Origin of the sequence: Geodermatophilus sp. CPCC 206100 (genome assembly GCF_048569675.1) — a bacterium.
Taxonomy (GTDB): Bacteria; Actinomycetota; Actinomycetes; order Mycobacteriales; family Geodermatophilaceae; genus Geodermatophilus.
Genome location: NZ_JAQISV010000012.1, coordinates 1 through 24,779, shown reverse-complemented (window position 1 = coordinate 24,779; position 24,779 = coordinate 1). Strand labels below are relative to the sequence as shown.

The window sequence follows — 24,779 nt, the reverse complement described above, 5'->3', positions numbered from 1 at the left end:
GCGCGGTCAGCGCGGCGCGCCCGGCAGGGCCGCGTCCAGCCGGGGGTAGACCCGCCGGACGTTGCCCTCGAAGACCGCGGTGCGGGCGTCGTCGTCGAGGGCCGAGGCCTCGACGTAGCGCCGGGTGTCGTCGTAGTACTGGCCGGTGCGCGGGTCCTTCCCGCGGACGGCGCCCACCATCTCGGACCCGAACAGGACGTTCCGGGTGTCCACCACGTCCAGGAGCAGGTCGATCCCGGGCTGGTGGTAGACGCAGGTGTCGAAGTAGACGTTGCCCATGACGTTGGACTCCACCGGCGGCTGCCCGAGCATGTCGGCCAGCCCCCGGTAGCGGCCCCAGTGGTAGGGCACCGCGCCCCCGCCGTGCGGGATGACCAGCCGCAGGTCGGGGAGGTCGGCGAACAGGTCGCCCTGTACCAGCTGCATGAAGGCGGTCGTGTCGGCGTTGATGTAGTACGCCCCGGTCGCGTGGAACACCGGCGTGGCCGACGACGAGACGTGCACCATGGCCGGCACGTCGAGCTCGACCATCGCCTCGTAGAACGGGTACCAGCTGCGGTCGGTGAGCGGCGGGGAGGTCCAGAACCCGCCGCTCGGGTCGGGGTTGAGGTTGCAGCCGACGAAGCCGAGCTCCTCCACGCAGCGGCGCAGCTCGGCGACCGACGCCTCGAGGTCCGCACCGGGCGACTGCGGCAGCTGGCAGACCGGGACGAAGCGGCCGGGGAACAGCGTGGCCACCCGGTGCACGAGGTCGTTGCTCCGGCGGGTCCACTCCAGGCTCACCGCCGCGTCACCCACGTGGTGGGCCATCGCCGAGGCGCGGGGCGAGAACAGCGTGACGTCGATGCCCCGCTCGTCCATCAGCCGCAGCTGGCTGGACTCGATCGTCTCCCGGATCTCGTCGTCGCTGATGGACGGGTAGGCCGGGGGCGTCGTCCCGGCCTCCCAGGCCGCGACCTGCTGCGTGCGCCACTCCGTGTGCGCGGCCGGCGCGGTCGTGTAGTGGCCGTGACAGTCGATGATCACTTCTGCTCCGTCTGCCAGGCGACGGTCAGCTCGTTCCGCCGACCGAAGCGCTCGAGGTGGTCGCCGAGGACGCGCTGGATGCGGGACAGGGTGTCCTCGTCCGGCGCCTGTGCCCGCAGCGTGAGGACGCCGTCGCCGACGACGACCGTGCCGACGCCGTCCCCGATGGACGCCGAGGACACCGCACCGTCGGTGCGCCAGGTGAGCCGCCGGCCGGTGTGCTCGACCAGCTGCTTGGCGTAGCGGGCGGGGGCGTCCGTGGCCACCGCGGCGGTGGCGGCCAGGGTCGCCGGGGGGCGGTCGCGCAGCTCCACGAGGAGGTCCCGCGCCGCGGCGGACACGCGGGCCGGGACGCCGAGCTCCTGCAGCTGCTCGGTGGCGGCCGCCATCTCGTCGGCCCGGCGCCGCGCGTGGGTGGCGGTGCCGTCGACGAGCCGGTCGACCGTGCGCTCGTCGAAGGACGCCAGCTCCGCGGCGATGTTCCCGCGCAGCCAGTCGGCGCAGCCCGCCACCTCCGCGCCCCGCAGGGCCTCCACCACCGCGGCCGCGAGCCCCTTGTAGAAGACGCTGCGCAGCAGCTTGCGCGAGATGGCGGTGCCCACCGGGCCCGGCTGCACCTCGACGTCCGCGCCGAGACCGGCGAGGAGCTCGGCGTACCGGCCGGCCGCCTCCCCCGACACGAGCATCGGCGTGCGCAGGCCCTTGCCCGGGACCGGCGACATCAGCGCCACGTCCACGACCGGGACGTCGCGCTCCGCCGCCCGCTTCGCCAGGGCCACCTTCAGCCCGGGGCTCGCGGTGTTGAGGTCGGCCCACAGCGTGCCCGGGCGCAGCGCCGGCAGGGCGTTCTCCAGCGCCGTCATGGCGTCGTGCGAGCTGTTCAGGCTGAGCACCAGGTCGGCGTCGGCGACCGCCTCGGCCTCGCTGCCGCGCGGCTGCACGCCGTCGACGCGGATGCCCTTCGGGTCGTAGCCGCGGACGTCGGCACCGGCCGCGACCAGGTCGCGGCCGATCTCCGACCCCGCCTCGCCGAGCCCGAGCACCGCGACCGGCACGGTCACGTCGCGGTCCCCCCGGAGGAGTCCCTCGGGCGGGCGGCGAGCTCGTCGGCCAGGTTCTCCCCCACCGGCGGGGTCCCGTGGGTGTGGAAGGTCTCGATGGTCTTCAGGCCCCAGGCCTGGCCCTTGGCCCGCTCGGCCTCGCTCCAGTCGACCGGCTTCCAGTCCGGCGCGAAGACCAGGCGGGCGGCGGGGTTGTCCAGCTCGATCCGGTTGCCGGCCGGGTCCCAGATGTAGAGGAAGAAGCTCTGCTGGATGGTGTGCTTGTGCGGCCCGGTCTCGATGTGCACGCCGTGCTCGAGGGCGAGGTCGGCGGCCCGGATGACGTCGTCGCGGCTGTCGACGGCGAAGGACAGGTGGTGCAGCCGGCCGGCCGTCCCGGTGTTGTCCTTGGTCCAGACGACGTCGTAGCCCTTGTTGGTGAACGTCGTCCAGGTGCCGGCGATCGTCCCGTCGTCGAGCACGATCTGCTCGGTGATCATGGCGCCGAGGGCGTCGACGAAGAAGTCCCGGTTCTCGACCGGGGTGACGCCGAGGTAATTGATGTGGTCGATCCGCCGCACGCTGACGCCGCGGCCGGGGTAGGCCTGCGCCTGGTTCTTCAGCGCCGGCTTGAGCCGGCCCTGCGGCTGGAACCACTCGCTCTCGTAGTAGAGGCCCATCTCGTGGCCGTCGGGGTCGGTGAAGACGTAGACCGGGCCGTAGCCGGGGTCGCCGTCCTGCCAGCCCTTGCCGAGGCCGGTCTTCTCGATCGCCTCGACCCGTCGCTGCAGCGCCTCGGGGGTGCCGGCGCGGAAGTTGGTCCGGCCCACGCCGGGCTGCTCGGCGGCGGTGAGCTTGATGGTGGTGTTCTCGTAGTCGTCCCACGCGCGCAGGAACACCGAGTCCCCGGCCGAGCCGTTCTCGGTCATCCCGAGGTAGTTCACGTAGAAGTCCAGGCACTCCTCGGGCCGGTGGGTGAGGAGCTCGACGTGGGCGAGGTGGGCGATGTCGTGCAGCGGGGGCACGGGATCTCCTGTCGTCGGGGCGGTGACCCCCTGCCGGGCCCCGCCGTGGGCGTTCCAGGGTGGGCGGCAGGAGGGTCCTTCTTCAGGCGCGGGGGAAGGCCGTGCCGTCGAACAGCTTGCGGGCGGTGCGGACCACGCCGGATCGGACCGCGCGCGGGGGTGTGACGGAGGCGTCGACGACCACGTCGACGAGCAGGTGGCCGGTGGGGTGCTCGACGTCGACCTGCGAGGTGTCCTCCGGCCAGCCGGCGGTGAGCTCGTGCCCGACGGCGCCCGGGAGGCGCATGCCGGTCACGACGCTGACCGCGGCCAGCACGCCGATCGAGGTGTGCGGCTGCACCGGGATGAACGACCGGGTGCAGACCTGGCCCCCGTCGCGCGGGGCGGCGAGCAGCACGGTCTTGGGGACCGAGGACCGGGACACGTCCCCGAGGCCCATGAGCTGGCCGGCCTTGCGGCGGAAGGCGTCGATCCGCTCCAGCAGCGCCGCGTCGGCGGCGAGCGCGTCGTGCGCCTCGTACCCGGTGATCCCGAACGAGTCGGCGAGGGCGAGCACGAGCGGCATGCCGTTGTCCACGCAGGTGACCTCGACGCCCTCGACGGTGTCGCGCACGTGCCCGGTCGGCAGCAGGGCGCCCGTCGCCGAGCCCTCGGTGTCGGCGAAGTCGAGGACCACCGGAGCGGCCGTCCCGGGGACGCCGGCGATCGCGACGTCGCCCCGGTACTCGACCCGGCCGCCGGGGGTCGGGAAGGTGGCGACGGCGACGCTGTCGGAGTTGACCATGCGGATCCGCACGCTGGTCTCGGCGTCGCCGGCCGGCACGAGACCGCGCTCGACGGCGAACGGCCCGACGCCGGCCAGGATGTTGCCGCAGTTCTGCTGGTCGCTGACGGTGGCCTCGTCCACCCCGAGCTGCAGGAAGAGGTAGTCGACGTCGACGTCCGGGGCGCCGGACGGCGAGACGACCGCCACCTTGCTGGTCAGGGACGTGGCGCCGCCCAGCCCGTCGATCTGCCGGGGGTCGGGGGTGCCCATCAGCCGAAGCAGCAGGTCGTCGCGGGCGGCGGGGTCGGCGGGCAGGTCCCCGGCCTCGAAGAACAGGCCGCGGGACGTGCCGCCGCGCAGCATCGTGCAGCGGACGCCGGTGTCGTCGTAGCTCACCGCTGGTCCTCGGCCCACTTCTCGTAGGAGAGGTACTCGATGCCGAAGTCGGGGAGCTTCTCGCGCAGGCCGTAGCGGTCCAGGCCGAGCTCGCCCTGCTGGAACGCCGCGCGGTTGACCGCCTCCTTGTCCAGGCGGGCCTGGCCCGCGGTCAGGGCCCTAGGCACGTCGGCCCGCGGCACGACCATCACGCCGTCGTCGTCGCCGAGCACGACGTCGCCCGGGTGGATCACCTGGCCGCCGAGCACGACCGGCACGTTCACGGCGCCGGCGGTCGCCTTCACCGACCCCTGCGCGCTGACCGCACGCGCCCACGCCGGGAAGCCCATCTCCCGCAGCTCGACGACGTCCCGGACGCCGCTGGCCAGCACCACACCGCGCACTCCGCGCTGGGCGAGGGCGGTGGCGAACAGCTCGCCGAACAGGCCGTCCGTGGTCGGCGAGTTCGTCGCGACGACGAGCACGTCACCGGGCCGGCACTGCTCCACGGCGACGTGGATCATCAGGTTGTCGCCCGGCCAGCAGACCACGGTGACGGCCGTGCCGCCGATCCGTGCGCCCGACCACGCCGGGCGGTACTCCGGCCCCAGGTAGCCGACGCGGCCGAGGGCCTCGTGCACGGTCGCGACGCCGTACTCGCCGAGCTTCTCGGCGTCGCCGACGTCGGCGCGGGGCGGATCGGTGACGACGACGGTCCTCATGCGGGTCCTCCGGGTTCCGAGGGGGCGTCTTCGAGCGCCCCGATGATGCTCTGGACGTGGGTGACGGCGGCGGCCTCGGCGCGGTCGGGGTCGCGGGCGGCGACGGCGTCCACGACGGCGGCCAGCTCGCCCAGGCTCACCCGGGGCCGCCCCGGCCGCAGCGACAGCCGGAACTGGTGGCGCACCAGCTGGGCCTGCAGCCGGCCGACGAGCCCGGCCGCGACCGGGTGGCGGGCGGCCTCGTGGACCATGCCGTGCAGCTGGTGGATGAGGTCGGAGTACTTGAGCAGGTCACCGGAGTCCACCGCCGCGGCCATCATCCCGACCTGCTCGCGCAGCCGCTCCGCCTCGTCGTCGGTGATGCGCTCGGCCGCCTTGCGGGCGATGAGCCCCTCGAGCGGCGCCCGGCACTCGGTGATGGCGACGGCCTCCTCGGTCGACACCACCCGGACGCGCGCCCCCTTGTGCGGGATCCGCTCGACCAGCCCCTCGGCGGCCAGCGCGTCGATGGCCAGCCGGACGCTGTTCCGGCTGACCCCGATCAGCGCCACCAGGTCGGCCTCGACCAGCCGGGACCCCGGGGGCAGGTCACCGCGGGAGATCGCCGCACGGAGGGCCCGCTCGGCCGTCGCCTGCGCTGCTGATCCCACGCAGCCTCCTCCGTCGCGATCCCGGGGGCACCGGCGCGCACCCGCCGGACTGTTGACGATCCTGTCAGGGATCGCTGCGGCCCGACTCGTCGGGGTCCCGCCACGACCAGCCGAGGAGGCCGGCGAACGCGGCCATGACGGCGAGGGCCGCGGCCTCGGCGCCCCACGAGCCCACGGACGCGCCGACCGCCACCACCGTGGGCGGGCCGAGCAGCTGGCCGAGGCTGGACCCCTGCATGAGCAGCCCCACCGACGCCCCGGACGACGCCGTGCCCGCCGACAGGGTCGTCACGCCGCTGAAGACGGCGGACGGGATGAGCCCCGCGGCGAACGAGAAGGCCATGGCCGAGGCGATGCGCACCGCCAGGGGCAGCGCCGGGTTCAGCACGCCCCAGACGGTGACGGCCATGGCGGCGCTGCCCAGCACGAACATCAGCCGCCGGGGCGTGCGGCGGTGCAGCAGCGCCGCCCCGAGGAGGTTGCCCGGGGCGTTGACGAGGAAGACCAGACCGCCCACCAGCCCGGCGGCGCCCAGCCCGAGCCCGCCGCTGACCAGCACGGACGGGAACAGCCCGACCAGCGCGAGGTACTGGGCCGTGTAGAACCCGAAGAGCGCCGCCAGGCCGAGCACGCCCCAGGAGCGGACGGCGGTCACCAGCCCGGCCGTGCTGGGCGGCCGGCTCCCGACGGCCGGGCGCGGCACCCACCGGGTCACGGTCAGCAGCACGCACGCGGTGAGACCCGCGTCGACCAGCCACGCGCCGCGCCAGCCGATCAGCGCCACCGCCGGCGGCACGAGCAGCGTGGCCAGCCCGGCGCCGACCGGCATGTAGGCGCCCCACCCCCCGACGACCAGCCGGCGCTGCTCCGGCGCGGCCAGCTCCGGCAGCAGCCCGGGCGCGGCGAGGACCACCCAGACGAAGCCGAGCCCCTCGCCGACCCGGGCGGCCAGCAACCACCCGGCCGACGGCGCGGCCGCGCCCAGGGCACTGCACACGCCGATCGCCAGCAGGCCCAGCTGCACCTGGCGGCGGAAGCCCAGCGCCTGTCCCAGCCAGCCCAGGAGGGCGCCGGCGACCGCCCCCAGCGCGCTCACCACGGAGAGGAACCAGGCGGCGGCCGAGGCGCTGAGCTGGAACTGGTCCTGGAGGATCGGCAGCGCGGCCGCACCCTTCCCGATCTGCGCGGCGCCGATCACCCCGCCGGCCATCAGGCTCAGCACGGCCGGCCAGGCGGTGGTCCCCCTGCCGGGGGGTGCCCCTGGCACGGGACGGCGGATCGACTCCGGTGCCACCGGCACACTCCTCCCGAGAACGGACCCCTGCACACCCGCGTGCACGCGCCGGCCGGATCGGTCCGGGACGGGACGCCGCCCACGACGGATGACGCACACCGAGTCATCCGACGTAGGCCCGGCTGCCCCAATCGACCGGGCGAGCCCGTCGTTTCGACGTGTCCGCCGCCACAGCCCCGCCCTAGGCTCTGGTACAGGCGTGACGGTAGTGACACGTCCTCGCGACGGCCGGGCGGGAACGCCGGCGACGATCCGGACCTCGAGCGGACGGGAGGGGGGCCGTGACACCAGCGACCCGCACGACCTCCGGCCGGGGGTCGGCCCTCGAGGCCGCCCGGCGCGTCCTGCCCGCCCCCGGAGACCGCCGGACCGAGTCGCCCGCGGACCGGGGAGGTGCCACGATCGGCAGCGCCGCCCTCCGCCGTGTGGTCATCCCCGACGCGGTGCGGGCGGTGACCCCGACCCGCAGGCCGATCCCGGAGGAGGTCGTCGACCTCGTCCGCGGCTGACCCCGGTCAGCCCGGAGGCCCCGCCGGGAGGCACGCTGTGCCCACCACCCCGGCCGCCCGGACCTCTGGACCGGCCAGACGCCTCGCCGTCCCAACCGGGGCGGTGCCCGGAACCGACACTCGAGAACGGACGGACATGACAGCGAGCAACCTGCAGGAACTCCTCGACCAGAGCGGCAACACCGTCGAGCTGCTGCGCAACTCCCAGCTGGGCACCTACATCTACCCGGTCGTCCCGTCGGAGTTCAGCAACTGGCGGCGGGAGCAGAAGGCATGGCGGGACACCGCGGTGCTCTTCGACCAGTCGCACCACATGTTCAACTCGTTCATCTCCGGGCCGGACGCCCTGAAGCTGATCTCGGACACCGGGATCAACAGCGTCGCGAACTTCCCGGTGGACATGGCCAAGCAGTACGTCCCCGTCACTGCCGCCGGCAACGTCATCGGCGACGGCATCCTCTTCCACCTCGCCGAGGAGGAGTACGTCTTCGTCGGCCGCGCCCCGACGGCCGAGTGGCTGCAGTTCCACGCCGAGACTGGCGGCTACAACGTCGACTTCAAGCAGGACCCGCGCTCGCCCTCGCGGCCCTACGGCCACCCGGTCTCCCGGTCGCTGTGGCGTTTCCAGATCCAGGGCCCGAACGCCTGGCAGGTCATCGAGAAGCTGCACGGCGGCGACCTCGAGCAGCTCAAGTTCTTCCGCATGAGCACGATGAACATCGGCGGCAAGACCGTGCGCACCCTGCGCCACGGCATGGCCGGTGCCCCGGGCCTGGAGATCTGGGGTCCCTACGAGGACCACGACTTCATCCGCGACACCATCCTCGAGGCCGGCGCCGAGTTCGGCATCGAGCCCTGTGGCTCCCGCGCCTACTCCTCGAACACGCTGGAGTCGGGCTGGATCCCCTCGCCCCTGCCCGCCATCTACGACGGCGAGGAGGAACGCGCCTACCGCGAGTGGCTGGGTGTCGACAGCTACGAGGCGACCAACGCCATCGCCGGCAGCTTCGTGTCGGACAACATCGCCGACTACTACACCAACCCGTGGGAGCTGGGGTACGGGTCGTTCGTCAAGTTCGACCACGACTTCATCGGCCGCACGGCGCTGGAGAACCTCGACAAGGACGCCCAGCGCCGCAAGGTCACCCTCGAGTGGAACGCCGAGGACCTCGCCAAGATCCTGGGCTCGCTGACCGACGTCGAGGGCCCCGGCTACCAGGCCTTCGACCTGCCGAACGCCAACTACGGGTCGTCGAACTTCGACTCGGTCATCGACGCCGACGGCACGGTGATCGGCCTGTCGATGTTCACCGGCTACAGCTCCAACGAGCGGCGCGGCCTGTCCCTGGCGACCGTCGACCCGAACGTGCCGATCGGCGCCGAGGTCCGGGTCGTCTGGGGCGAGCCCGACGGCGGCAGCAAGAAGGCCACCGTCGAGCCGCACGAGCAGTTCGAGGTGCGGGCCGTGGTGAGCCCCGCGCCGTACTCGACGGTCGCTCGTGGCGACTACCAGTCGGGCTGGCGGACGGCCGCCACCGCCTGACCGACACCGGTTCCGGGGCCGGGTGGCGTGGGATGACCCCGCCACCCGGCCCCTCCGCACGTCCCGGGTCGGATCCCCGCGGTGCGGCGGACCGGACGCCGCCCGCGGGGACACCCCCCCCCGCGGGACCCACGAGGCCCCGGGCACCGCCGGACCCGAGGGCCTCGTGCTGTGTGCTCAGACCGCCGGCTGCGGCACCCGGTTGTCGAAGAGGGCGAGCGCCGCGGCGGTGTTGGACGCGGCCACGTAGTACGTCGAGTGCACCCGGCGCACCTGCTCCCGCAGCGCCCCCCGCATGATCAGCCACATGATCATCTCGATGCCCTCGGAGCCGGCCTCGCGGATGTAGTCCTCACGGGACAGCGAGGTCAGCTTGGCCGGGTCGCTCTCGATCGCCTCGAGGAACATCTGGTCGAACTCGGGGTTCACGAAGCCCGCGCGCGAGCCGGCCAGCTGGTGGGACATGCCGCCGGTGCCGAGGATGGCGACCTTGGTGTCCTTGGGGTAGCTGGCGATGGCGCGGCCGAGGGCCTGGCCGAGCGCATAGCAGCGAGCCGCGGTCGGCTGCGGGTACAGGAGCACGTTGACCAGCAGCGGGATGACCGGGCACGGCCAGGCCTCGCCCGGGTCCGGCGTCCACACCGACAGCGGCACGGTGAGCCCGTGGTCGACGTCGAGCTCCTGGAAGACGGTGAGGTCGAAGCCCTCGTCCACCAGGCTCTCCAGCAGGTGCAGCGACAGCTCCGGGTCACCGACGACGTCGGGCACCTTCCGCGGCCCGAACCCCTCGTCGGCCACCTCGTAGCGGTCGGCGGTGCCGAGGCCGAAGGTCGGCACGATGTCGACGTCGATGCCGTTGGCGTGGTCGTTGTAGACGACGATCGCCACGTCCGGCGTGTGCTCGGCCAGCCACTCGCGCGCCGGGCCGTAGCCCTCGAACAGCGGCTTCCAGTTCGCGTCCTCGGTCTTCCCGCGGTCCATCGCCGCGCCGATCGCCGGGACGTGGGAGGTCGCCAGACCCCAGATCACCTCAGCCACTGCGCCGTCCCCCTGCCCGCATCATCGCCGCGAACTCGTCCTCGGTCATGCCGCTGAAGACACCACCGAGGTACTGCATCGACCGGCCGTCGATCATGGCCAGCTTGTACACGTAGAAGATGCTGCCGCCCAGGTCGATCATGGCCTGCCAGTCCCGGTCGAGGACGGCCTGCTTCTGCTCGGGGGCGAGCCCGAAGGAGTCGCAGTACGCCGCCTCGTCGGCGGCGAAGGTCTGCCGGTTCTCCACCTTGACCAGGCTCATGAACAGCTTGTTCATCCGCAGCCCGCGCCGGCTGGTGTGCCCGTCGAAGACCGGCGTCCCCGGCACGTCGAACCGGGACTCCGGCGCGATCGGCGTCTCTGCGCTCATCCGAGCTCCTCTTTCCGTGCCCGGCACAGGGGCGACCGGGGTCTCCGGCACGACGGGTACCCGCTCCGCCAGCGTCGGCATCACTTCTCCTGCGGGTGCTGGGCGAGCGCCTCGACGTGCACGTCGAGCCACGGGGACATCGGCAGCGACACCAGCGCGTCGTGCAGCGCCGCGGGGTCGGCCGCCTCGTAGAGGCCGATGGTGGCGTTGCGGCCGGGCACCCGCCACAGCCGCTTGAGGACGCCGGCGGCCCGCAGCTCCATGGCGCGGGTCCGCTCGGCCGCGCGCAGCTCCTCCCGCCGCTCGGCCGGGGTCTCCGGCGGCAGGCGGTTCTCGGAGCGGACGAGGAACTCCACGGTCGGTCTCCTGTCGGGGTCGGCGGTCAGCGGGCGAGCTCGAGCAGGACGTCGGACAGCGCCTCGGGCGCGGTGACCATCGCCTCGTGGCCGGTGTCGAGCTCGTGCACCGGCCAGCCCCGCTGCCGTGCCCGCTCGCCCTGCGCCTGGAACACCCGCATCCAGGTCACGCACTCGACGAAGGCCGCCGGCACGCGGTCGACGGCGCCGGTGAGGTCCAGCGGGTCGAGGTAGGTCTTCCACGGGTGCGGCGTCAGCTTGGGCGTCAGCCAGTCGACGTCGGCCTGCTCGGTCACCCCGAGCACCGACAGCTTGCGCACCGGCACCAGCCAGCCGAAGCCCTGCTCGGCCGCCGACTCCGCCCAGTGGTGCTCCACCTGCTCGGGCAGCAGGTCGCGGGCGGCCTGGCCGTCGTCGCCGACGAAGGCGTCGAGGTACACGCGCCGGGCGATCGCGTCCGGGCGCCGGTCGGCGACCGCGGTGACGACCTGCCCGGCGTAGCTGTGCCCCACCAGGACGACGTCGCGCAGGGCGAACGTGTCGAGGAGCCGGACGACGTCCTCGACGTGGGTGTCCAGGCCGACCAGCGGGGAGAGCAGGTGCGCGCGCTCGGAGAGCCCGGTCAGCGTGGGGGCGTGCACCTCGTGGCCGGCCGCGCGCAGCCGGGGGGCCACCCGGTCCCAGCACCAGCCGCCGTGCCAGGCCCCGTGGACCAGGACGAACGTGGCCATGCTCCGTGCCTCCTCGGACGACCTCGGGACAGGTGCCCGCCGCGGGCCACCCACGCGGTCACAGTACGGACGGCGGCAACTCGGAGGATCGGCCCGACGTCACGGCGCCGCCACCGATGCGGCGCGGGCCGCCTACGTCATCCGTCGTGGGGACCACCCGCCCGGGTGACCCCGCTCAGAGGTCCAACACCAGGTGGCTGCCCCGCGCGCCGGAGACGCAGATCATCATCGTCTCCCCGAAGGCGCGCTCCTCGGCGGTCAGCACGCCGTCGCGGTGGTCCGGGTCCCCGTCGAGGACCCGCGTCTCGCAGGCACCGCAGCGGCCGTCGTCGCACGCGGCCGGCACCTCGAGCCCCGCCCGGCGCACGGCCTCGAGGATGGAGGTGCCCGGCGGCACGCCGACGGCCAGGCCGGCCGCGGCGCACTCGAGGTGCAGGCCCCCGACGGGCTCCGGAACTGCGGTCACGCGGTCCTCCCCCGGTCGTGGCGCAGGGACGCGGGCGACGCTAGGGAGGGTCGGCCGCCCGGCGGATCACCCGGTTGACCGACACCGCGGAGGCGGCCGTCGCGCCGCGGCTGCGACAGATGACGGCACCCGCGCTCACCGGGGCTGGACGAGGCCCTCCTTGACGGCGAGCAGCGCCGCCTGCGTCCGGGAGGTGAGCCCGAGCTTGGTGAGCAGGTGGCTGACGTGGGTCCGGGCGGTGCGCTCGCTGATGACGAGGTGCCGGGCGATGTCCTTGTTGGACCGGCCCTCGGCGATGAGGACCAGCACCTCCTTCTCCCGCGCGGTGAGCACGCCGAGCCCCGTGCGCGGCGCGCGCATCTCCTGGGTGAGCCGGCGGGTCACGGCCGCGTCGAGGAAGACCTCGTCGCGGGCCGCCGCGCGCAGCGCCGCGTCGACCTCGGCCGGTCCGGCGTCCTTGAGGAGGTAGCCGGAGGCGCCGCTCTCCAGCGCCGCGTGCACCCGCTCGGTCTCGCCGAAGCTGGTGAGGATGACGACCTTCACCGAGGGGAACCGGCGCACGATCTCACCGGTGGCGGTCACGCCGTCCATCTCGGGCATCTGCAGGTCCATGAGGACGATGTCGGGGAGCTCCCCGTGGACGGCCGCCCGGGCGAGCCGGTCCAGGGCCTCCTGCCCGTGGCCGGCCTCCCCGGCGACCTCGACGTCCTCCAGCGCCTCCAGGTAGGCGACCACGCCGCGGCGCACCACCGCGTGGTCGTCCACGACGAGCACCCGGATCGGGTCGGGGACGGTCACGACTCCTCCTCCCCCTCGGTCGCCGGTGTGGCGGGCACCGACGTCGGCAGCGGCAGCGTGAGGCGCACGCTCGCGCCGCCGGAGGCCGGCCGCCGCACCCGGACGGCCCCGCCCCAGCGGGCCGCCCGCTCGCGCATCACGGTCATGCCGAGCCCGCTGGAGGCGGATCCGCCGGCGGGGGCGGGAGCGGGCTCGGCCGGGAAGCCGCACCCATCGTCGGTGACCTCGGCGACGAGCCGCCGCCGGCGGCCGTGGGCGGTCACCCCGAGGCGCAGGTCGATCCGCGACGCGGCGGCGTGCTTGACGCTGTTGTGCAGCGCCTCCGCGGCGATGCGGTAGACGTCCTCGAGCAGGTCGGCGTCCAGCCCGGCCAGCTCGGCGGCCGGGTCGTCGACGTCGAACGTCACCGCGACACCGGTCCGCGCCGACGTCGTCTCGGCCAGCGACCGCAGCGCCGAGGTGAGCCCGGTCGCCGTCGTCACCGCGGGGCGCAGCTCGACGACCATGCCGCGCAGGTCGGCCAGCACGGCCTCGGCGCTGCTGCTCAGGTCGTCGGCCACCTGGGCCACCGCCTCGGGCGCCGGTGGCCGCCCGCGCTCGACCAGCACGCCGAGGGACCGGGCCTGCATCATCATCGAGAAGACCTGCTGCACCACCGAGTCGTGCAGGTCGCGCGCCAGCCGCTGGCGCTCCTCGCGCCGGGCGACGTCCCGCTCCCGTTCCAGCAGCGCGGCGTGGTCCACGGCCATCGCCGCCTGCTCGGCCATGGCGAGGAGGAACTCCAGCTCGGTGTCCCCCACGACCTGGCCGGGGGCGAAGAAGGCGTTGAGGATGCCGACCGGCTCACCGCGCGCCAGCAGGGGGACGCTGACGAACCAGTCCCACCGGGGGTGCCGCATCGCGTCGTGCAACGGGGCCCAGTCGGGATCGGACATGACCGCGTCGTACCGGTCGGCCGAGATGAGCGGCTGCCGCTTCTCCAGGGCGTCCAGCATCAGCAGCCGGGCGCCCTGGGCCCGGGACGCCATGAGCTTGTCGAAGAAGCGGACGTCGCGGCCGAAACCGGCGGCGCCCATGACGTGCAGCCGGTCCCCCGACGAGTTCACCGTCAGGATCTGGACGCCGGCGAGCGCGTCGGTGCGCGCCACCTCCTGGGCCAGCGCCTCCAGCGTGCCGACGAGGGAACGCTTGGACGCGACGCTGGAGGCGACCTTGGCGATCGCGGCCAGCCGCCGCTCGCGCAGCCGGCTGAGTGTCACGTCGCGGAAGGACACGACCCACCGCTGCCGGCCGGGGACCGGGGCGAGGACGTAGGCGAACTCGCGCCGCTGCCCCGGTGCCGGCTCCCACGCGACGGTCTGCTCCCCGGTCCGGGTGCTCTCCTCGTCCTCCGGGGCGGGGAAGGGCGAGCGACTCCCCACCACGGCACCGGGCGGGAGCGCGCACAGCTGGACGGCGGCGGGGTTGGCCTCCAGGAAGCGCGCCTGCGCGTCGATGACGGCCAGGCCCTCCGCGGCGTGCTCCAGCACCTCGTCGGACGACGTGGCCGGGGCGTGCGGCGTCCCGACGCCGGCCCTGACCCCGAGCTCCACCGACCCCTCCTCCTCCGCAGCTGACCAGCACCTGGCCGGGCAGATGCTTCCATGCCGCGGACGACCGGCGGACGGTGGACGGCGGCACCCCGGCGGCCGGTCGCCGCCGACCGCGACGATTGACGTAGGCGCGACGACCGAACCGGCGGGCCAGGTGCCGTCATGTTCCCGTCGGGGTGCGCGGTGGCGCCGGTCACGATGGGATGTCGGTGCGCCGGCTGCTCGGACCGCGGCCACCGGGGTCGCGTCAGGGATAGCGGGCCGGCCACGGGGTACCACCCCGACGACGTCCTCCGCGGGCATGCTCCCGCCCGATCGTGCACAGGGAGACTCACGTGAAGCGAGCGCTGACCGTCCGGGACACCGCCACCCGCGCGACCTTGAAGCGGACCTTCGCCGAACTCGGCTACGAGGTGATCCCGTTCAAGAAGACCGAGGAGCAGGTCCTCCAGTTCGTGCCGAAGAACGTGCGGCTGACCGTGACCGCGTCCCCGGCCAAGGGCCAGGACGCGACGGTGGACCTGAGCGTCAAGTTCAAGAACCACGGCTACGAGGTCGCCCCGCACCTGTCGGCCCAGCAGGTGGGGTCGCGCACCCACCTGGCCGAGATCGTCGCCCGGTGCCGCGAGGCCGGGATCAAGGACGTCTTCATCGTCGGCGGTGACCCCACGGAGACCCCCACCGAGTTCAAGGACGCCCTGTCGCTGCTGACCGCGCTGCACGAACTCGACCACGGCTTCACCGACATCGGCATCGGCGGCCACCCGGAGGGCCACCCCACCGTCGGTGAGGACGTGCTGTTCCAGGCGCTCAAGGACAAGGCGCCGATGGCCAACCACATCAAGACCCAGATCGTCTTCGACCCCGCCGTGATCCTGCGGTGGGCCCGCGAGCTCAAGCGCCGCGGCATCGACCTCCCCGTCCACGTGGGCGTGCCGGGCGCGGTCACCCGGGCGAAGCTGATGCGGGTCTCCGGCGGCCTGGGCATCGGCGAGTCGGCGAAGTTCCTCAAGAAGCAGCAGAGCCTGTTCTGGCGCTTCTTCATCCCGGGGGGCTACAGCCCCGACAAGATCATCAAGGGGCTGGCCCCGCACATCGGCAAGCCGGACAACACCATCGAGGGCTTCCACGTCTTCACGTTCAACGACCTCGAGCCGACCGAGGCCTGGCGGCAGCGCACGCTGCAGGGCCTCGCCTGATCGCAGTCGCCCCTCTCGCCCGCCCGGCCCAGCGGCCGGCCTCCTGACGACCGGAGAGACATGACCCCCTCCAGCACCCGGCATCCGCGCGTCCCCTGCACCCCCCGCTCCGAGTCGAGCGCCCGGTGAGCGCGCGGGTGATCGACGGGACCGCCGTCGCCCGGCGGGTCCGCGAGGACGTCGCGAAGGGCGTCGAGCAGCTCCTGGCCGCGGGTGGCCGGCCGCCGGGGCTGGCCACGGTGCTGATCGGCGACGACCCCGCCTCCGAGGTCTACGTCAGCAACAAGCGCCGGCTGTCGGTCGCGGCGGGCATGCAGGACCTGCACCGCCACCTGCCCGGGGACGTCGACCAGGAGACCGCCGCCGCGCTCATCGACGAGCTGGCCGCCGACCCGGCGGTGTCGGGCATCCTGCTGCAGCTGCCCACGCCCAAGCACCTGGACTCCGAGGCGCTCATCGCGCGCATCCCGGCGGCCAAGGACGTCGACGGGCTGACCACGGCCAACGCAGGGCTGCTCGCCCAGGGGCGTCCCGGGCTGCGGCCGTGCACGCCGGCGGGCGTCATGGTCCTGCTGGAGGAGTACGACGTCCCGCTCTCGGGCGCGGAGGCGGTCGTCGTCGGCCGGTCCGTGCTCGTGGGCAAGCCGATGGCCCAGCTGCTGCTCGCGAAGAACGCGACGGTGACCATGGCGCACTCGCGCACCAAGGACCTCGCCGAGGTGTGCCGGCGCGCCGACGTCCTGGTCGTCGCCGCGGGCATCCCCGGCCTGGTCGGGGCAGACGCGGTCAGGCCCGGCGCGACCGTCATCGACGTCGGCATCCACCGGGGCGAGAACGGGCTGCACGGCGACGTGGAGTTCGACTCGGTCGCCGAGGTCGCGGGGGCGCTCACCCCCGTGCCGGGCGGCGTCGGCCCCATGACGATCGCGATGCTGCTCGCCAACACCCTCACCGCCGCCAAGGCCCAGCAGGGCATCGGGGACTGATGTCCGGACCGTGGGCGCGGTTCGACGACCTGCGCGCCGGGCAGTCGCTGCGCTGCCCGCCGCCGTTCGAGGTCCTCACCGCGGTGCGGCCCGACCAGGTGGCCGGGGTGCTGCAGCGGGTCCACGACGCCACGGACGCCGGCTGCTGGGCCTTCGGGTACGTGGCGTACGAGGCCGGCGCCGGCCTCGATCCCCAGCTCCCGGGCGGCTCCCCGGCGCCCGGGGAGCCGCCGCTGGTGTGGTTCGGGCTGTGCGACGCGCCCGAGCAGGTCGATCCGGTGACCCCGCCGGACGCAGCGGGGCTCCCCACGTCGGCCTGGCGTCCGGACTGGACCGCCGCCCAGCACGCGGGCGCCGTCGCGGCGGTCCGGGAGCACATCGCCGCCGGCGAGACCTACCAGTGCAACCTGACCGACCGGCTGCGCTCGACCGTCCCGGGCGACCCCGAGGAGCTCTACGCGCGCCTGGCGCTCGCCCAGTGCGGCGCCTACAACGCCTATCTGGACCTCGGCCGGTACGCCGTCGCCAGCGCCAGCCCCGAACTGTTCTTCGAGTGGGCGGGCGACGTCGTCCGGACCCGGCCGATGAAGGGCACCGCCCCGCGCGGCCGCACCACGGCCGAGGACCGGGAGCAGCGCCACCGCCTGCGCTCCAGCGGCAAGGAGCAGGCCGAGAACCTCATGATCGTCGACCTGCTCCGCAACGACCTCGGCCGGGTGGCCGAGGTCGGCAGCGTGGTCGTGGACGAGCTGTTCGCCGTCGAGCGCTACCCCACCGTGTGGCAGATGACCTCGGCGGTCAGCGCGCGGGTGCAGCCGGGCGTCGGGTTGCTCGACCTGTTCCGCGCACTGTTCCCCTGCGGCTCGGTGACCGGCGCCCCCAAGCGGCGCACCATGCAGCTGATCGACGAGCTGGAGCCCACGCCGCGGGGCGTCTACTGCGGCGCCGTGGGCCTGGTCGCCCCGCCGTCCGCCCCGTTCCGGGCGCGGTTCAACGTCGCCATCCGCACGGCCGTGGTCGACCGCGCCTCCGGTGCGGCCGTGTACGGCGCCGGCGGCGGCATCACCTGGGGCTCGGAGGCGGCGGCGGAACGGGCCGAGCTGCACGCCAAGGCGGCCGTCCTGGCCCACGACGTGACCGAGCACCGGCTGCTGGAGACGCTGGCGTACGTCCCCGGAGGGGGCCTGCGCAACCTCGACCGGCACCTGGCCCGCCTGGCCGACTCGGCCGGCTGGGCCGGCGTCCGCCACGACGGTCCGGCCGTGCGGGAGGCCGTGCGCTCGGCCGTCGCCGGGCGCACCGAGCCGGCCCGGGTGCGCGTGCTCCTCTCCCGCGACGGCTCCGTCGAGGTCGAGCTGCAGGCCATGCCGCCGGCGGCGACCCGGCCCGTGCGCCTGGCGGTGGACGACGACCCCGTGGACTCCGCCGATCCGTGGCTGCAGCACAAGAGCACCCGCCGCGACGTCTACCTGACGCGCGCCCTCCGCCACCCCGAGGCCGACGACGTCGTCCTGGTCAACGAGCACGGCGAGCTGACCGAGACGACGACGGCGAACCTCGCCCTCCGCCTCGGGGGCCGGTGGTGGACGCCGCCGACGACGTCCGGCTGCCTCCCGGGCGTCGAGCGCGGCCGGCTGCTGGACCTCGGCCGCCTGCACGAGCGCGTCCTGTTCGTCCGCGACCTGCACGACGCCGAGGAGATCGCCGTGGTCAACTCGCTCCGTGGCTGGCGCCCGGCCCGGCTGGCCGGTGCGGAGCCGCACGCCCCCGAGCGGCTCGGGGTCGCGGCCCGGAGCGCCCCGGTGGCCGGCTCGTGACCGGCCCGGTGCGCGACCGCGACGAGCTGGACCGGCAGTCGATCGGCGACTTCCTCGGGTCCCTGGCCGCTCGCATGGCGGCTCCGGGCGCGGGGGCCACGGCCGCGATCGAGGCGGCGCTGTCGGCGTCGCTCGTCGCGATGGTCGGCCGCTTCACCCGGGACGAGGAGCACGCCGACCTCGTCCGCGAGGTGGTGGCGGCGGCGGACGCGCAGCGCGACGCGTGCCTGGAGGCCGCCGCCGACGACGAGCAGGCGTTCCGGGCCGTCGCCGACGCCATGAAGCTGCCCCGGGGCACCGCCGAGGAGGCGGAACACCGCCGCCGGCGCCTGGACGAGGAGCAGCAGGCCGCGGCCCAGCCGCCGCTCCGGGTCGTGCAGTGCGCGGTGGCGTTGGTGTCGCTGGCCGAGCGCATCCTGCCGGTCGCCAACCGCAACCTCGTCAGCGACGTCGCGGCGGCCACGGCCGCCGCCCGCGCCGCCGCGACCACGGCGCGGCTGGCCGTCGAGGCGAACCTCCCCGGCATCGTGGACGACCGCGCCCGGGCCGACCTCGCCGCGGCCGTCGCGGTGGTCGACGACCTCGTGCGCCGCGCGGACGAGGTCGAGGTCGAGGTCCGGGAGCTGATGCGGCGGTGACCTCCGCCCTCCCCGCCGCGGCCGCCGTCGAGCAGGACCTGCTCCGGAGGTGGCCGGAGAGCCGGCTCGAGCCGTCGCTGGAGCGGATCCGTGCGGTCACCGAGGCGCTGGGTCGGCCGCAGGACGCCGTCCCGGTGGTGCACCTGACCGGGACGAACGGCAAGACGACCACCGCCCGGGTGGTCGACGACCTGCTCCGCGGCTCCGGCCTCCGGGTGGGGCGCTACACCAGCCCGCACCTGGAGACGATGCGGGAGCGCATCGTCGTCGACGGCGCCCCCCTCGACGAGGACCGGTTCACCGCCGTGCACGCCCGGCTGCGGCCGGTGCTGGAGCGCGTGGAGGCCCGCGTCGGCGGCCTGTCGTTCTTCGAGGCGGTCACCGCCATGGCGTTCCTGGCGTTCGCCGAGGCCGGCCTGGACGCGGTCGTGCTCGAGGTCGGCATGGGCGGCACCTGGGACGCCACCAACGTGGCCGACGGGCGGGTCGCGGTGGTCACCCCCATCTCGCTGGACCACACCGAGTACCTCGGGCCGGACGAGGCGGCCATCGCCCGGGAGAAGGCGGGGATCGTCAAGCCGGGGTCGGTGGCGGTGGTCGCCGACCAGCCGGCTCCCGCGCTCCCGGTGCTCCTCGACCGGGCCCGGGAGGTGGGCGCCCCGGTGCTGGACGCCCGGCGGGAGGTCCGCGTCCTCCGGCGCACCCCGCGCGACGACGGCCAGCTCCTGGACCTCCGGGGGGAGGCCGGCGACCACCGCGACCTCTTCCTCCCCCTCCTCGGCCTGCACCAGGCGGGCAACGCGGCCACCGCGGTCACCGCCGCGGAGGCCTTCCTCGCCGCCGGGGGCCGCGGCCTGGGAACGGACACGGTGCGGGAGGTCCTGGCGCAGGTCCGCTCCCCCGGCCGGCTGGAGACCGTGCGGGGCGCACCCCGGACCTGGGTCGACGCGTCGCACAACCCGGCGGGGATGGCGGCCACGCTGGCGGCGGTCCGCGAGCTGGGCTCGGTCGAGCGCGTTCTCGTCGTGCTCGCCGTCCTGGCGGACAAGGACGTCGTCGGCATGCTGCACGCGCTGCGCGACCCGGCGGTGGAGGTGGTCGCCAGCGAGAACACGTCGCCGCGCCGGCTGCCCGCCGCCGACCTGGGCGCCGCCGCCGCCGAGGTGCTGGGTGCCGACCGGGTGACCGTCGAGCCCGACCTGGCGGGCGCCGTGCGGTCGGCCCTGGACCGGGCGAGCGACGGGGTCACCGCCGTCCTGGTCACCGGCAGCGTCGTCACCGCCGGGGAGGCGGCCGCCCTGCTGCGGTCGCAGCGCCCGTCGTGATCGCCCGGCCCGGCCGGTGCGTCGTCATGGGCATCCTCAACGTCACGCCGGACTCGTTCTCCGACGGGGGCGCCCACGACACGGTCGGGGCGGCCGTCGCGCACGGCCGCGGCATGGTGGCCGCCGGCGCCGACTACGTCGACGTGGGCGGCGAGTCCACCCGCCCGGGGGCGGCGCGGGTGGACGCCGCCGAGGAGTGCCGGCGGGTCCTGCCCGTGGTCGCCGAGCTCTCCCGGCTCGGGATCGCGGTCAGCATCGACACGACCCGGTCGCAGGTGGCCGCGGCGGCGCTCGCGGCCGGCGCCGTCATGGTGAACGACGTCAGCGGCGGCCTCGCCGACCCCGCGATGGCCCGGGTCGTGGCGGACGCCGGCGTCCCCTGGGTGCTCGTGCACTGGCGCGGGCACAGCTCCGACATGTACGCCGCGGCCGGGTACGACGACGTCGTCGCCGACGTCCGGCGGGAGCTGTGCCGCCGGGTGGACGGCGCCCTGGTCGCGGGGGTCTCCCCCGACCGGCTGGTCCTCGACCCCGGCCTCGGCTTCGCCAAGCAGCCCGAGCACGACCTCGCGCTCCTGGCGGGACTGGCGGACATCGGTGACCTGGGCTTCCCGCTCCTGGTCGGCGCGTCCCGCAAGCGCTTCCTCAACGCGGTCCTCGAGACCGCCGACGGGCGCGCGCGGACGCCGCTGGAGCGCGACTCCGCCACCCTGGCCACCACCGTGCTGGCCGCCCGGGCGGGCGCCTGGGGCGTGCGCGTCCACGACGTGGCGGGCAGCGCCGACGCGGTGCGGGTCGTCGCCGCCGTCGGGCGCTGAGACCCGCGGACCTCAGTCCGCCCGCACCCGGAGGTCCTCCCAGCCGCCGGACGGCGTCACGACCGCCGTCACCGGCCGGTCGTGGGCCTCGCTCGGGAGCGCGTCGACGCGCTCGCCGTCGAACACCACGGTGACCAGCCGGGCGTCGGGGCGGGCGTGCACCAGCGCGCGGTCGTAGTAGCCGCCGCCGCGGCCCAGCCGGATGCCGGAGCGGTCCACCGCCAGGGCCGGGACGACGACGGCGTCCGCGGCCTCGATCGCGGCGGCGCCCAGCCGCGGCCCGGGTGGCTGGGACAACCCGTAGCGGCCGACCTCCAGCTCGCCGGTGTACTCGGCCCAGTCCAGGATGCGGCCCGTGGACGGGATGACCGGCAGGAGGAGCCGGGCGCCCAGGTCCTTGTACGCATCCGGCAGCCGGCCGGCCCCGGGCTCGTCGGGGTCGGGGACGAAGGCGGCCAGCGTGCCGACGCCGTCGAGCCCGGCGAGCAGGGCCGAGGTCACCGCGTCGGCGGCGTCGGCCCGCTCGGACGGCGTGCGGACCCGGCGCTCGTAGAGCAGGTACTGGCGCAGCTGGTCCTTCTGAGCGGCCTGCTCACCGGGAACGGTCACGACGGCAGCGTAGGCACTCCGCCCGCGGCGCACCCCCGGAGCACCCGGGTGCCCGCGCTACACCGGGGTGCCGGGCGAGCCGATCCGGGGGCAGCACAGCCGGCCGAGGATGCCCGTGCCGTCGCGCGCCGGATCGTCCTCGGCGACGGCGGCGACGCAGCGGAAGCCGATCCGCATCAGGCCGACGAGCAGGGCGAGCAGCACGACGGTCGTGACCGGGAGGGCGGAGGCGGTCACGAGCCAGCCGGCCAGGCAGACGAGGGCCGCGGTGGACGCCACGGCCACGATCCAGCCCGCGCGTCCGCCCGTCACCCGCCGACCGTGCCCCCCGGAGGGTCAAGAGCGGGTTAAGGCGAGGACAAGGTGTCTGCGGACCTGCCCGTTCCTCCGCGGCCCGCGCGCCGACAGGATGGCCGGCGTGAAGTACGTGATGACCTACCGGGCGGTCGAGGACTTCCTCCCGCTGGCGCAGCAGCACGGCCCGGCGCACGTGGCCCGGCTGCACGAGTTCCGCGACCGCGGTCTGCTCCTCATGGTCGGCACCTTCGACGAGCCGATGAACGGCGACGCGATGGGCGTGTTCACCACGCGCGAGGCCGCCGAGGAGTTCATCGCCGGCGATCCGTTCGTGCAGCACGGCGTCGTCGCCGGCTGGACGGTCCGCCCGTGGAACGAGGTGCTCGCCCCCTGACCGGTCACCCGGACGGGTGAACGGGCCCGGCCGGCACGCCGGTCGGCGGCCGGACCTGCCGTTGAGGGAGGAACGGGTCGACGAGGGAGGTGCGCGGTGCGGGTGTCGTTCCTGGTGTACGGCCTGCTCTACGTCCTCGTCGAGATCGTCGGCACCCAGCTCGAGGCCATCGGCTGGCCGCGGCTCACCCCGCTGGACGTGGCGACCGCGGTGGCCAACGCCTGCCTGACGGTGGCCGTCGGGGTCGCCGTCCTGGTCGGGCTCGACGTCGGCGGACGGCGGTGGCGCCGCTCCGTGCAGGAGTGGCGCGCGGAGCGGGCGAGGCTGGCCGAGCAGTACTGGGCCGAGCAGCCCCCGATCGAGGTGCCCTCCTGGCGGTCCGAGCCGCTGGCGCTCCCGGCCGGTCCCCCGGGCACCCCGGCACCGGGCCCGGTCCACTACGTGAGCGGCCCCGGCCGGCCCTTCCCGGAGGAGCCCGGCCGGCTGCTCTGAACTCCGGCGCCGGGTCAGCCGATCAGCATGGCGGCCCGCAGGCCGAGGTCGTGTGCCTTCACGGCGTCGGTGTGCCAGCGGCGGACGGACCAGGCCAGGGCCACGGCGTCGGCACGCCCGGTGGCCGCGCCGGGACGGTCGATGAGCCGGCCGATCTCGTCGCCGTCGGCACCGGCGCCGTCCGAGCGCAGCAGCACCCAGCCGGCCGCCTCGAGCCGGTCGGAGAGGTCGGCGTCCAGGTCGGCCTCGGCGAGGTCCTCGATGTCGCAGAGGGCGAAGGGGGCGGGGAGCAGGGCGGCGGTCATGGCGGGAGTCCGTTCCTCGATGAGCCGGGTCCGTCCCGGCACCGAGGACTCTCCGGGCCCAGCCGCAGGTCACCCCCCGGACAACCGCACGATCGCCGCAAGATGCGGCGCGCGGAGCGCCGCGCGGCCCCCACCCCCCGCGCGGCCCCTCTGGCGACTATGGTCGTCACGTCGGGAAGGCCCTGCGCTATGGCAGGACCCCGATGCACCACCTCAGCTAGGAGCGAGCAATGCCCGAAGGAACTGTCAAGTGGTTCAACGCGGAGAAGGGGTTCGGCTTCGCCACCCCTGACGGCGGCGGACCGGACGTGTTCGTCCACTACTCGTCCATCCAGTCCAGCGGGTACCGCTCGCTCGACGAAGGCCAGCGCATCTCGTTCGACATCGAGCAGGGCCAGAAGGGCCCGCAGGCGGCGAACGTCAACCCCATCTGATCTCCTCGATCAGTCGCAGCGCCCCCGTCCGGTCTCCGGACGGGGGCGCTGTCGTGTGTGGGGTCCCGTGTGCCGGGGCTACCGCGCCCGCGGGACGTAGCCGCCGATGAGCGCCGACATGAGCAGCGCCCCGTCGTCGGGCCCGACCGCGGCCGCCGCCTCGGCGAACGCCCGCCACCGCGCCCGCTCCACGTCGGTCGGCGCGTTCGCCGCTCGCGCGGTCAGCTGCTCGAGCAGCCGGTCCCACTCCCCCTGCGGCGTCGGCCAGAGCCCGGCCAGCCGGCGGGCCTCCGGGGAGATCCCGGTGATCCGGACGATGTCCCCGGCGTGGTTGGTCAACGCCTCGGCGTACCCGGCCGAGACCAGCGCCTTCGCCGCGGCGATCACCTCCGCCTTGGGCAGGCCGCTCGCCGGCACGACGGAGCCGAGCAGGTAGGGCGCGCCCCCGTGCTTCGGCTCGTCGACCAGCCGGGCGATGGCCCGCAGGACCGGCAGGTCGCGGGTGAACCAGACGTCGGGCAGCGGGGCGTCGGGCGAGGTCACCCGGTCAGTCTCCGCCGGGCACGGCGGCGACCGGCCACCCGGGGTGGCGGTGCGGTGGGCTGACCGGCCCGGCGGTCGTGCGGGGCGCGGGAGGCCGGGCTGGGCCGCGGACGGCGGTCGTACCGTGGAACCCATGACGACGTCCGCGCAGAACCAGCCGAAGGTCAGCAAGAGCGACGAGGAGTGGCGGGCGCAGCTGTCGCCGGCGGAGTACGCCGTCCTCCGCCAGGCCGGCACCGAGCGGCCCTGGACCGGTGAGTACGTCGACACCACGACGCAGGGCGTCTACACCTGCCGGGCGTGCGGGGCGGAGCTGTTCCGCTCCGAGACGAAGTTCGACTCGCACTGCGGCTGGCCGTCGTTCTACGAGCCGACGTCCGCCGACAACGTCGTCCTCCGCGTGGACGACAGCCACGGGATGGTCCGCACGGAGGTGCTCTGCGGCACCTGCCACAGCCACCTGGGTCACGTCTTCGAGGACGCCCCCCAGACGCCGACCGGCGACCGCTACTGCATCAACAGCGTGAGCATCCGGCTGCAGGAGGCCTGAGCGGAGTCGCCGGGGCGCGGGTTCCGCGCCCGCGCGGCCTCGCACCCCAGGGGAGGGCGGGGGGGGCGCCC

Annotated in this window: 30 protein-coding genes; 12 read left to right on the top strand and 18 right to left on the bottom strand. The window is 74.7% G+C overall.

Annotated elements, in window-relative coordinates; translation table 11 throughout:
• Window positions 1–6: 6 nt before the first annotated feature.
• The 7 genes from PGN05_RS06785 to PGN05_RS06755 all read right to left on the bottom strand — a co-directional run bounded on the left by PGN05_RS06785 (window position 7) and on the right by PGN05_RS06755 (window position 6,826).
• Window positions 7–1,026 (bottom strand): amidohydrolase family protein, encoded by a 1,020-nt coding sequence (locus PGN05_RS06785; RefSeq protein WP_419751773.1) that lies wholly within the window; start codon window positions 1,024–1,026, stop codon window positions 7–9.
• Window positions 1,023–2,087, bottom strand: a complete 1,065-nt coding sequence (locus PGN05_RS06780) for a DUF2218 domain-containing protein (protein WP_419751772.1) — start codon at window positions 2,085–2,087, stop codon at window positions 1,023–1,025. Before PGN05_RS06780 ends, PGN05_RS06785 begins: the two co-directional genes overlap by 4 nt.
• Window positions 2,084–3,091 (bottom strand): VOC family protein, encoded by a 1,008-nt coding sequence (locus tag PGN05_RS06775; RefSeq protein ID WP_419751771.1) that lies wholly within the window; start codon window positions 3,089–3,091, stop codon window positions 2,084–2,086. Before PGN05_RS06775 ends, PGN05_RS06780 begins: the two co-directional genes overlap by 4 nt.
• 82 nt (window positions 3,092–3,173) lie before the next feature.
• The gene (locus tag PGN05_RS06770; RefSeq protein ID WP_419751770.1) at window positions 3,174–4,253 is read right to left on the bottom strand and encodes a 4-oxalomesaconate tautomerase; all 1,080 of its coding nucleotides are present in this window, start codon (window positions 4,251–4,253) and stop codon (window positions 3,174–3,176) included.
• A complete protein-coding gene (locus PGN05_RS06765; protein ID WP_419751769.1) occupies window positions 4,250–4,954 on the bottom strand; it encodes a 4-carboxy-4-hydroxy-2-oxoadipate aldolase/oxaloacetate decarboxylase in 705 nt (234 codons plus the stop codon). The genes PGN05_RS06770 and PGN05_RS06765 overlap by 4 nt, the downstream gene beginning before the upstream one ends.
• Complete coding sequence (locus PGN05_RS06760) at window positions 4,951–5,604, bottom strand: GntR family transcriptional regulator (RefSeq protein WP_419751768.1); 654 nt, start codon at window positions 5,602–5,604, stop codon at window positions 4,951–4,953. Before PGN05_RS06760 ends, PGN05_RS06765 begins: the two co-directional genes overlap by 4 nt.
• 64 nt (window positions 5,605–5,668) lie before the next feature.
• Window positions 5,669–6,826: a CynX/NimT family MFS transporter gene (locus PGN05_RS06755; protein ID WP_419751767.1), complete on the bottom strand. Its 1,158-nt coding sequence runs from the start codon at window positions 6,824–6,826 to the stop codon at window positions 5,669–5,671.
• Between the two features lie 353 nt (window positions 6,827–7,179).
• On the opposite strand from PGN05_RS06755, the gene PGN05_RS06750 reads away from it, so the two are divergent.
• Both PGN05_RS06750 and ligM read left to right on the top strand, forming a co-directional pair.
• Complete coding sequence (locus tag PGN05_RS06750; protein WP_419751766.1) at window positions 7,180–7,407, top strand: hypothetical protein; 228 nt, start codon at window positions 7,180–7,182, stop codon at window positions 7,405–7,407.
• 136 nt (window positions 7,408–7,543) lie between these two features.
• Window positions 7,544–8,950 (top strand): vanillate/3-O-methylgallate O-demethylase, encoded by a 1,407-nt coding sequence (gene ligM / locus PGN05_RS06745; protein ID WP_419751765.1) that lies wholly within the window; start codon window positions 7,544–7,546, stop codon window positions 8,948–8,950.
• Window positions 8,951–9,127: 177 nt separating this feature from the next.
• On the opposite strand, the gene PGN05_RS06740 is transcribed toward ligM, so the two are convergent.
• From PGN05_RS06740 to PGN05_RS06710, 7 genes are all read right to left on the bottom strand, one after another.
• Window positions 9,128–9,988 (bottom strand): class III extradiol dioxygenase subunit beta, encoded by an 861-nt coding sequence (locus PGN05_RS06740; RefSeq protein ID WP_419751764.1) that lies wholly within the window; start codon window positions 9,986–9,988, stop codon window positions 9,128–9,130.
• Window positions 9,981–10,358 carry a protocatechuate 4,5-dioxygenase subunit alpha gene (gene ligA, locus PGN05_RS06735; RefSeq protein ID WP_419751763.1) on the bottom strand — a complete coding sequence of 126 codons (378 nt, stop codon included), beginning with the start codon at window positions 10,356–10,358 and terminating at the stop codon, window positions 9,981–9,983. Before ligA ends, PGN05_RS06740 begins: the two co-directional genes overlap by 8 nt.
• Before the next feature lie 80 nt (window positions 10,359–10,438).
• Entirely contained in the window at window positions 10,439–10,714 is a 276-nt protein-coding gene (locus tag PGN05_RS06730) for a muconolactone Delta-isomerase family protein (protein WP_419751762.1), read from the bottom strand.
• 26 nt (window positions 10,715–10,740) lie between these two features.
• Window positions 10,741–11,445 (bottom strand): alpha/beta hydrolase, encoded by a 705-nt coding sequence (locus PGN05_RS06725; protein ID WP_419751761.1) that lies wholly within the window; start codon window positions 11,443–11,445, stop codon window positions 10,741–10,743.
• 175 nt (window positions 11,446–11,620) lie between these two features.
• Window positions 11,621–11,911 (bottom strand): 2Fe-2S iron-sulfur cluster-binding protein, encoded by a 291-nt coding sequence (locus PGN05_RS06720; RefSeq protein WP_419751760.1) that lies wholly within the window; start codon window positions 11,909–11,911, stop codon window positions 11,621–11,623.
• A 135-nt stretch (window positions 11,912–12,046) separates the two neighbouring features.
• Complete coding sequence (locus tag PGN05_RS06715) at window positions 12,047–12,709, bottom strand: response regulator (protein ID WP_419751759.1); 663 nt, start codon at window positions 12,707–12,709, stop codon at window positions 12,047–12,049.
• Complete coding sequence (locus tag PGN05_RS06710; protein ID WP_419751758.1) at window positions 12,706–14,301, bottom strand: ATP-binding protein; 1,596 nt, start codon at window positions 14,299–14,301, stop codon at window positions 12,706–12,708. Before PGN05_RS06710 ends, PGN05_RS06715 begins: the two co-directional genes overlap by 4 nt.
• A 335-nt stretch (window positions 14,302–14,636) precedes the next feature.
• Here PGN05_RS06710 and PGN05_RS06705 point away from each other — a divergent pair, with 335 nt between their 5' ends.
• From PGN05_RS06705 to folP, 6 genes are all read left to right on the top strand, one after another.
• Window positions 14,637–15,500, top strand: a complete 864-nt coding sequence (locus PGN05_RS06705; RefSeq protein WP_419751757.1) for a methylenetetrahydrofolate reductase — start codon at window positions 14,637–14,639, stop codon at window positions 15,498–15,500.
• 125 nt (window positions 15,501–15,625) lie between these two features.
• On the top strand, window positions 15,626–16,486 hold the full coding sequence (folD, locus tag PGN05_RS06700; protein ID WP_419751756.1) for a bifunctional methylenetetrahydrofolate dehydrogenase/methenyltetrahydrofolate cyclohydrolase FolD: 861 nt from the start codon (window positions 15,626–15,628) through the stop codon (window positions 16,484–16,486).
• Complete coding sequence (gene pabB, locus PGN05_RS06695) at window positions 16,486–18,303, top strand: aminodeoxychorismate synthase component I (protein WP_419751755.1); 1,818 nt, start codon at window positions 16,486–16,488, stop codon at window positions 18,301–18,303. Before folD ends, pabB begins: the two co-directional genes overlap by 1 nt.
• The gene (locus PGN05_RS06690; RefSeq protein WP_419751754.1) at window positions 18,300–18,941 is read left to right on the top strand and encodes a cyclodeaminase/cyclohydrolase family protein; all 642 of its coding nucleotides are present in this window, start codon (window positions 18,300–18,302) and stop codon (window positions 18,939–18,941) included. The genes pabB and PGN05_RS06690 overlap by 4 nt, the downstream gene beginning before the upstream one ends.
• Window positions 18,938–20,266, top strand: coding sequence for a bifunctional folylpolyglutamate synthase/dihydrofolate synthase (locus tag PGN05_RS06685; RefSeq protein WP_419751753.1), 1,329 nt, complete (start codon window positions 18,938–18,940; stop codon window positions 20,264–20,266). The genes PGN05_RS06690 and PGN05_RS06685 overlap by 4 nt, the downstream gene beginning before the upstream one ends.
• Window positions 20,263–21,084 carry a dihydropteroate synthase gene (gene folP, locus PGN05_RS06680; RefSeq protein WP_419751752.1) on the top strand — a complete coding sequence of 274 codons (822 nt, stop codon included), beginning with the start codon at window positions 20,263–20,265 and terminating at the stop codon, window positions 21,082–21,084. Before PGN05_RS06685 ends, folP begins: the two co-directional genes overlap by 4 nt.
• A gap of 12 nt (window positions 21,085–21,096) precedes the next feature.
• On the opposite strand, the gene PGN05_RS06675 is transcribed toward folP, so the two are convergent.
• Together PGN05_RS06675 and PGN05_RS06670 are read right to left on the bottom strand one after the other, a co-directional pair.
• Window positions 21,097–21,693: a 5-formyltetrahydrofolate cyclo-ligase gene (locus tag PGN05_RS06675; RefSeq protein ID WP_419751751.1), complete on the bottom strand. Its 597-nt coding sequence runs from the start codon at window positions 21,691–21,693 to the stop codon at window positions 21,097–21,099.
• A gap of 57 nt (window positions 21,694–21,750) precedes the next feature.
• The gene (locus tag PGN05_RS06670; protein WP_419751750.1) at window positions 21,751–22,005 is read right to left on the bottom strand and encodes a hypothetical protein; all 255 of its coding nucleotides are present in this window, start codon (window positions 22,003–22,005) and stop codon (window positions 21,751–21,753) included.
• 106 nt (window positions 22,006–22,111) lie between these two features.
• Here PGN05_RS06670 and PGN05_RS06665 point away from each other — a divergent pair, with 106 nt between their 5' ends.
• Both PGN05_RS06665 and PGN05_RS06660 read left to right on the top strand, forming a co-directional pair.
• Window positions 22,112–22,384 carry a YciI family protein gene (locus tag PGN05_RS06665; RefSeq protein WP_419751749.1) on the top strand — a complete coding sequence of 91 codons (273 nt, stop codon included), beginning with the start codon at window positions 22,112–22,114 and terminating at the stop codon, window positions 22,382–22,384.
• Window positions 22,385–22,480: 96 nt separating this feature from the next.
• The gene (locus PGN05_RS06660) at window positions 22,481–22,876 is read left to right on the top strand and encodes a hypothetical protein (RefSeq protein WP_419751748.1); all 396 of its coding nucleotides are present in this window, start codon (window positions 22,481–22,483) and stop codon (window positions 22,874–22,876) included.
• A gap of 14 nt (window positions 22,877–22,890) precedes the next feature.
• On the opposite strand, the gene PGN05_RS06655 is transcribed toward PGN05_RS06660, so the two are convergent.
• Window positions 22,891–23,181 carry a hypothetical protein gene (locus tag PGN05_RS06655; protein ID WP_419751747.1) on the bottom strand — a complete coding sequence of 97 codons (291 nt, stop codon included), beginning with the start codon at window positions 23,179–23,181 and terminating at the stop codon, window positions 22,891–22,893.
• Between the two features lie 230 nt (window positions 23,182–23,411).
• Here PGN05_RS06655 and PGN05_RS06650 point away from each other — a divergent pair, with 230 nt between their 5' ends.
• Window positions 23,412–23,615, top strand: a complete 204-nt coding sequence (locus tag PGN05_RS06650; RefSeq protein WP_419751746.1) for a cold-shock protein — start codon at window positions 23,412–23,414, stop codon at window positions 23,613–23,615.
• Between the two features lie 78 nt (window positions 23,616–23,693).
• Here the strand turns inward: PGN05_RS06650 and PGN05_RS06645 are convergent, their stop codons facing one another.
• Window positions 23,694–24,158, bottom strand: a complete 465-nt coding sequence (locus tag PGN05_RS06645) for a hypothetical protein (protein WP_419751745.1) — start codon at window positions 24,156–24,158, stop codon at window positions 23,694–23,696.
• A gap of 133 nt (window positions 24,159–24,291) precedes the next feature.
• Here PGN05_RS06645 and msrB point away from each other — a divergent pair, with 133 nt between their 5' ends.
• Entirely contained in the window at window positions 24,292–24,708 is a 417-nt protein-coding gene (gene msrB / locus PGN05_RS06640; protein WP_419751744.1) for a peptide-methionine (R)-S-oxide reductase MsrB, read from the top strand.
• Window positions 24,709–24,779 lie beyond the last annotated feature (71 nt).